Annotated in this window: 3 protein-coding genes; 2 read left to right on the forward strand and 1 reads right to left on the reverse strand. The window is 40.9% G+C overall.

Annotation, left to right across the window (positions count from 1 at the left end):
- The first annotated feature begins 108 nt into the window (after window positions 1-108).
- Together HXW94_RS17980 and HXW94_RS17985 are read left to right on the forward strand one after the other, a co-directional pair.
- The gene (locus tag HXW94_RS17980; protein ID WP_178368277.1) at window positions 109-990 is read left to right on the forward strand and encodes a PEP-CTERM sorting domain-containing protein; all 882 of its coding nucleotides are present in this window, start codon (window positions 109-111) and stop codon (window positions 988-990) included.
- A 126-nt stretch (window positions 991-1,116) separates the two neighbouring features.
- Window positions 1,117-2,733, forward strand: a complete 1,617-nt coding sequence (locus tag HXW94_RS17985) for an FAD-binding oxidoreductase (protein ID WP_178368278.1) — start codon at window positions 1,117-1,119, stop codon at window positions 2,731-2,733.
- A gap of 7 nt (window positions 2,734-2,740) precedes the next feature.
- Here the strand turns inward: HXW94_RS17985 and HXW94_RS17990 are convergent, their stop codons facing one another.
- Window positions 2,741-5,008 carry an efflux RND transporter permease subunit gene (locus HXW94_RS17990; RefSeq protein ID WP_178368279.1) on the reverse strand — a complete coding sequence of 756 codons (2,268 nt, stop codon included), beginning with the start codon at window positions 5,006-5,008 and terminating at the stop codon, window positions 2,741-2,743.
- Window positions 5,009-5,194 lie beyond the last annotated feature (186 nt).

Raw genomic sequence — 5,194 nt, forward strand, 5'->3', positions numbered from 1 at the left:
AAGTTTGAAGCATGAATTATTTATATTCAAAAGGAAAGGAGGTGGAACAGAAATTTGGTTTTTGGAATACTGTTTTGCATAATATATTTAACTTTAAGGAGTATAAAAATGAAAAAAATTATTTTACAGTTATTATTATCGAGTTTTTTAATTCTGGGGATAGCCGGGACATCATCGGCTCTACAATTTTGGCATATAGACACAACGGGAACTGGACAAACCAATGCTAGTTTAAACACTTCAATAGCTGTTCAAGACCTCTTCAACATTTCTGGTATTGGGTATTCAGAAATTTACGATGTCAATCCTATCATTGGAGACATTGACGGAACTTTCAAAAACTGGGGTGTTTGGGTGGCAACAAGTTCTGATATGGATCCTAGTTATCAAGTTGATTCAATGTATCAGCTTACTGGAATTTATGAGTTTGGAGGCGATGTAACGCTTGGTGGGCCCTTGGATTTTAATAGCGGTTCTCTTGATATTTACCTTTCAAAAATTGGTACAGATGTTAATTATGGAACGGTAAATAATGGTGATTCCACAACTTATGGTGCAGACGATGGGATACTCATTGGATCGTTTGATCTTATTGATGGTTCAGCAGTTGTTTCCGCAGACGGAACAATTACCGATAATGATGATAACGTAAATATAGAATATTTGGCCACTTTTTTAGAAGATGATTATTGGTTTGATTCAACAACTGGAGATGACTTGTCTGATATAGATCCAATTTCATTTTTGCTTGGTTTTTCTAACACCACCGCCGTTACCGGAGCGCTGCCTGATGGAGCAGAGGATGAGCTCTATGCTTATGCTTCTGCCAATGGTGCTAACCAAGGACAAGCGCATAATCCGCCTGGCGCCATATATATAACCAACAATGGCGAATTTAAATTAGCGGTTGTGCCTGAACCCACTACCATGCTGCTTTTCGGTGTTGGACTTCTTGGTTTGGCAGGTGTCTCCAGAAGAAAAAATGCTTAAATAGCTAAAAAATTGACAAACGCCTGAGTTTTATCAAACTTTATAAGGGCAACACACAAATGTGTGTTGCCCTTTTTATTTAATTTAATTATGGTATGAAAAAATTATCTACCAAAGGATACCATAATGAGCCGTGAACAGAATAAAAATTTACAACTTCTGGGTGATATTGTAGGTGAGAGATTCGTATCTGATAACGACCAGATTCTTTATCAGTATTCCAGAACAACCTTGGCATCAAATATCAAACCCCATGCTGTTGTGTGGCCCCAAAACAGCAGTGAAATCAAAAAAATCGTACAAACTGCCAATCTGATCAACCTTACACTTTATCCTATCAGCAGGGGAAGGAACTGGGGCTATGGTTCCGCATGCGCCCCCCGGGAAGGTCAAATCATTTTGGATCTTTCACGCATGAACAAGATCCTGGAAGTAAATGAACCGTTAGCTTATGCAGTTATTGAACCAGGGGTGACCCAGATCCAGATGTACGAATATTTAAAAGAAAAGAAATTGCCATTATGGCTGGACTGCACCGGTTCCGGACCGGATGCCAGCATTGTCGGCAACACCCTTGAACGCGGTTTTGGTCACACTCCATATGGTGACCATTTCATGCACTCCTGCAGCATGGAGATAATTCTTGGAGACGGAAGAGAGCTTAAAACCGGATTCGGGCATTATAAAGGTGCAAAAACAGCTCATGTTTTTAAATACGGCATCGGTCCTTACCTGGATGGCCTGTTTACACAGTCCAATTATGGCATTATCACAAAACTCGGTATCTGGTTGATGCCGGAACCTGAATGCTGCAGTATGTTTTATTGTGCTGTCCCCAAAAAAGAAGATATTTCTTCTGTCATTGAAACATTGCGGCCCCTTAAGTTGAATGGACAGATCAAAAGCCTGATACATATTGGAAACGATCTGCGGGTTTTCTCCTCTTTTAACCAATATCCCTGGAAAAAGGCAAATCACCAGACACCATTGTCAGATAATCTGAGTGAATATTTCCGCAAACAGGGAAAATTTGGTGCATGGAATATCAGTGGTGCAGTTTACGGCTCTACAAAACAGGTTAAAAACAATAAGGCGGAATTAAGAAAAGCGTTGCGCGGGCTTGGCAAAATACAGTTTGCAGGAGATAAAACCATTGCTTGTTTGCATTGGTTATCAAAAATCTTTTCAAGATTTCAAGTATTTACAGAACTGCAAACCAAATTCAAATCCGTTGAAAAGGTGTATGGATTGCTCAAAGGAACCCCTACGGATGCATTTTTGTTTGGCACCTTGTGGCGTGTCAAAAAGGATATTACGACAGAAACAATTGATCCGCTGGATTACAATGCCGGCATGATGTGGATTTCCCCTATTCTTCCGATGACAGGGCTGGCGGCCAACCATCTTATTAAAATCGTGAATCCCATTTTTAAGCAATACGGTTTTGAGCCTTTGATTACTGTGTCATTGATCACCGAACGGGCCATGGTCAGTGTCATCACCATTTCTTATGACAGGGATAATTGTGCTGAAACCCAGCAAGCCCAAGCCTGTTATGATGCACTGTTTGAAAAAATCATGGCAGCAGGATACCCGCCTTACCGGACCAATATCTTCACCATGAAAAAACTGGCACAGGGGTCCGAGGGGTTCTGGGAAGTAACCAAAACGATCAAAGATGCCCTTGACCCAAACAATATTATAGCGCCAGGCCGGTATCAACCCTTCGACCTTGAAGATTAGAAATCTCCTATAATTTATGAAATTTCACTCCCCAACGAGTCAAGTACAAGGCTGCGGAAGGAAGAATCAGGATATCTCCGATAACTGCGGTGATCATGATCACAGCACTTAAGGCCCCGAAATTGATTGTCGGCACAAAACGGCTGAAAGCCATGACGCCGAATCCAATACACAAGATCAGAGACGAAAGCACAATGGCTTTGCCTTTGGTTAAAATGGCCCCGGCAACAGCAGCCTTGATATCCTGATGCGCCATCAGGTTTGATTTCACCTGGGAAAGAAAATGAATGGTATCATCCACGGCAATGCCGATGGCCACAGCAGCGATCAGGGCAGTTGCAGTATTCAACGATACACTGAGGGCGCCCATGATCCCGAAGTTAAGAATAATGGGAAACAGGTTGGGTATAATGCTGAGAAACCCTAAAGAGACAGACCTGAGCACAAAAAACATAATGACAATGATGATGCAGGCTGCTGTGGCAAGGCTGTAAATCTGGCCTTTAACCAGGGAATCAATGGTATTGACATCCTGCAGTGCCCTGCCTGTGATCCTGATTTCCAAATCGTCTGTATTCAGACCGTCGATAAATTGCCGGAGAGATTGGATCATTTTTTCTTGGTCCCTGGTGGAATGATGTGAGAGCCGCAATGAAATCCTGGCATGATCAAAGGACTCATTTATAAAATCATCAATATCATCGGAATCATACAAGAGCAAATACTGGGGAATCAGGGCTTTGGAATCGGGAATTTTTAGTTTTTCGGGATCTTCATTATGAAAAGACTGATTCATATCTTTGATAAAATCAACAAAGGACATGACTTTATCCACGCCTTCCAGCCCACTGCTGTATTCTTGTATCGTTTCAATTATTTTTAAATTTTCTGGCGATTTGAATCCGTCCTGTGTTTTTGAAACAAGGGAAATGTCAAGGGTACCAATGCCGGCTAAATTGGTTTCCACAAAACCAATGGACTGTCTAACCTTGTCCGTTCGCTTAAAATAATCAAGTAGATTGGTTTCTACCCTGATCATGGAAGATAGCCATAAAGAGGCGATAATTAACGCCAGTCCGGCTATACATATGGGTTTATAATATTCAAATACAAATCCGGATGTTTTTTTAAGCCTGCTGTGTAACGTTCCTTTATCTTTCTTTTTATGGAAAATCTTGTTTTCATTAAACAAGAGAAGAAACGGCGGCATAAAAACAAACGAGAAGAAAAACTCAAAAATCATACCGCAGGAGGCTACAACGGCAAAATCCTTTATGGGTGGGATGTCACTTAAATATAAGGAGATAAATCCGACAGCCGTGGTCAGTGTGGTCAGAAAACAGGGCAGAAAGACTTTTTTCAACGTGTTGGCAATTGCTTTTTCCATGGTGCCGGATTCAACCAGAACCTGTCTGTCAAGGTGAGAGAATATATGTACGATATCGCAAAGGGCCAGAGCCATAACAAGGGGAGGAACAATCGTAGTTACATTATTCAGGGTGATCCCAAATATGGGAAACAGCCCCATGGTTGATCCCATACAAATTGAGATATTTAAAACAGCCACACCGGTCAGATAGATATTCCGGAAAAAAAAGAATACAGCCAAAGTGATAAGTATATATGTAATGGGAATAAATGTGGCAATATCCTGCTTCATATACTGGCTGAGATAGAGGTTTGTTGTGGTCCATCCGGCTTTGAAAACCTTTCCGGTCCTGTCCTTATATTTTTCTAAAACAGCATCGCATTCCTTGAGCAGTTTTTTTCTGAATCCCGGGTCTTCAGGTTTTTCATAAACGGAAACAACGATGGCAGCTGTTTTTCCGTCAGTTGAAATAAAATTTTTTAAATAAAGGGGGTTATCTAATGCGCTCTGCTTTAGTTTATTGAGATCATCGGGTTCCTCCGGAATATCTTCAAGAAACGGCCTGACCATGAAAAAATCATCCTCGCCGATGGTATCATTGACATTGGCCAGGCTTTTAACTTTACGGACACCGTTGATCTGTTCTATGTCATTGGTAATTTGTTTCAGAAGTTCAAGGTTCTCCCGGGTAAACAGAGGATCTTTTTTTATTGCAATGACAAAAAACTCATCGTTTCCAAATATTTGTTTAAACTTTTCGTAAAAAAGGACGTCCGGGTGATTTTCAAGTGTAAAATAATCCACATTATCCACGGTTTTTACCTTGGGCAGGTGGATTAAAAAAGGTAACGCAACCAGGATGGATAAAAATAGAAACAAATATTTATGCCGGGTGATTATGTTCATCCTTAGGAATTACCGTCCTCCTTATAATTAAGATAGTAGCCATGCACCGGACCTTAGCACTTAGCACGTCGTATTGTAGGAATAACCGTCAGATGCATGAAGCAGCCTGCAATATTTCCAGCTAATGCCCTGTACTGTTTTGTCCACTGTTTTAATGTTAAATGATCCGCTTTTTCTGACAGCGAC

The organism is Desulfobacter latus, assembly GCF_013389365.1.
Classification (GTDB): Bacteria; Desulfobacterota; Desulfobacteria; order Desulfobacterales; family Desulfobacteraceae; genus Desulfobacter; species Desulfobacter latus.